Raw genomic sequence first — 2,277 nt, 5'->3', positions numbered from 1 at the left:
ATCTGGACGAAGACCGCCGACGACATCCTCGACACCCTCGCCGCATACTGCACACGAATTAACGACTCAGGACACTAGCGGTGTCGGCGGACACGGTGTGGTGATTATCGGATGGAGGCGGGGCGGCGGCTGCGTCAGAGGCGTACGCGAAAGGAGCGGACGAGGATGTCCAGGCCGAGAATGAGGGCAGGCGCTCGCTGATCGCCGAACGTGTCGGTGGGCTTGTCGGTCGCGAGGTGCTGCCAGAGCTGGGCGACCGGGTCGTCAACCGCGTCAAGATCGTGGCCTATTGCCGTCAGGCGTTCGGCCCACCGGCGCATGACCGCTGAAGGATCCTGGCCGTCGCCCGGGAGCGCCAGGTTGCGGACGTCGTCCGCCGTGACCTGGTCGACGCCGCAGTCTCCTTCCCGGGCCAGGAGGTACTGGCCAAGGGTCAGGCCGGCGCAGCCGTCGGCGACGCGACCGTCCCCGACGCGGATGCCGGCGAAGTAAAGCTTCGCCATCTCCAGAGTGCGCGCCCAGGCGTCCTGCCACAGCTGAGGCCCGCCCCCGGCCTGCCAGGACCGCAGACGGTCCACGACCGGCGCGCGGGTCGGAGCCCACCGCGCGTTTTCCTCTTTCATATCGGTCAGCAGGTCGCGCACGGCCCCGGTGAGGTGGCGTCCGTCCGGGCTGTCGTAGACGGCCGGAAGCGACAAAGCGTTGAGGGCCTGCAGAAGCAGCAGGGTGAGCTCCCGGCCCTCGTGCCGCCAGGGCAGGCGGGGCCGGAGCGCGTCGGTCAGGGCCGCCACGAGGTCACTACGGTCCAAGTCGAGCGCCCTGTCGACCGCCTCGACGACCGCCACGTCGCCGTCATCCGGCCCGCGATACCACCTACTCTCCCGCGCCTTTTGCTGACGCTCCCGGAACACGTCCAGGGACGCGAGCATCCGGCGGGCCGCGTAGGCCGGATCTTCCTCGCACAGGATCAGCCGCTTGAGCAAACGCCGGCCCAGGTCATCAGGCTGGGCGTCGAGTGGCGACATCATCGTCACACCGCAGCGGCAGTGCAGCGTCAGCGGATCACCCCAGGAGCCCTCGGCGAGGAACGGGCCGTGGCTGCCGCAAGGCGGGCAGCGCAGCGCCTCCAGGCCGACCTCGGGCCGGTACTTCGGCTCGCCGATCGAGGAGTCCTCGGAGATCGCCTCGTTCAAGCGCGCGGTGCCGACGTCCCAGCGCTCCAGCACGACCCGGTCGACGTTGATCTGCCAGACGTGGCCGGCGGCGCGGGCGGCGGGCGCGTCTTCGGCCGGCTCCTCCTCATGGACGCCGACCCAGGGCAGAGCTACCCGCAGACCCTCCTCCGATGTCGGCGCCGCAACGTACGGTCTCTCGTCCTGCTCCAGGACGGCCACGCGGTGCGCGAGAGTACACGCGTGGTCGATCTCGCGCAGGCCGTACGGGCAGTCCTTCACGTGCATGGCGAGGACAACGCGGAGGTAGCGGCACAACTCGGCAACGAACTTTGGGTTACCGCGGGCGTAACGCTTGATCGGCACGTTGAACGCGTCGGCTAGGGGCGGTGCCACAAATTCGGACAGCACGGCTGCGGCGCGCTCCGGGCTCTCCAGAAAGGGCAGAACGCGAGTGAACACCAGCGGCCCTAGGTCGTCCTCGTCTTCCGGCTGATCCTGGCAGGCCTGGTGGTGCAGGAGGGCGCCTAGCAGCAACGCCAAAGCGTTGGCTCCGTCGTAAGGCAGCCCTGCCTCCCGATGACCGAAGGCGTGCTGGTTCCATGTCTCGTTGAACTGTTGGCGGGCCATGGGCGTCTTGCCGAGCCACCATTCGACCAGTAGGAGGGCGAGCCCGCAGCACCTCTGGGCCAGCGTCTCGCTGTCGTCGAATCCCAGCTGGTGCGCGATCCTCATCTGGCTTACGAGCGTCTCGATGGCGGCGCCGGCCGCGGCGCGCCGCTCGGCACCCGTCATCTGCTCGCACACCATGGTTACGGGCTCGGCGGCGGTCAGGCCGCGCACCAGACGCGTGAACTCCGGCGTGGGTGGGCCGAACCGATCGTCATCGTCGGTCATGAACGCGGGAAGCTCACCCCGGTTCGTTTGGATCATGAACACCCGTGTCACCTCCACCAAGCGAACCACGCACGCCGGTTCGGCTGCGACCTCATCCACCAGCCGCTGCACACACTCCGCGCACCCGCTCGTTGCTGCACCCGTCAACGCCGCAAGCAGCGGCTCGTTGACCGCCCGCCCCCCAGCGCCCAATGGCCCCCCGGGTAGC

The 2,277-nt window shown here is 69.0% G+C and carries 1 protein-coding gene; it reads right to left on the bottom strand.

Going from position 1 to position 2,277, the window contains the following annotated elements:
* Positions 1-134: 134 nt before the first annotated feature.
* The gene (locus LCE31_RS39025) at positions 135-2,180 is read right to left on the bottom strand and encodes a hypothetical protein (RefSeq protein ID WP_225022987.1); all 2,046 of its coding nucleotides are present in this window, start codon (positions 2,178-2,180) and stop codon (positions 135-137) included.
* Positions 2,181-2,277 lie beyond the last annotated feature (97 nt).

The organism is Streptomyces sp. 8L (assembly GCF_020176795.1).
Lineage (GTDB): Bacteria > Actinomycetota > Actinomycetes > Streptomycetales > Streptomycetaceae > Streptomyces.
The sequence above is the reverse complement of the archived record's forward strand: the minus strand, read 5'-3'. Positions and strand labels throughout refer to the sequence as shown.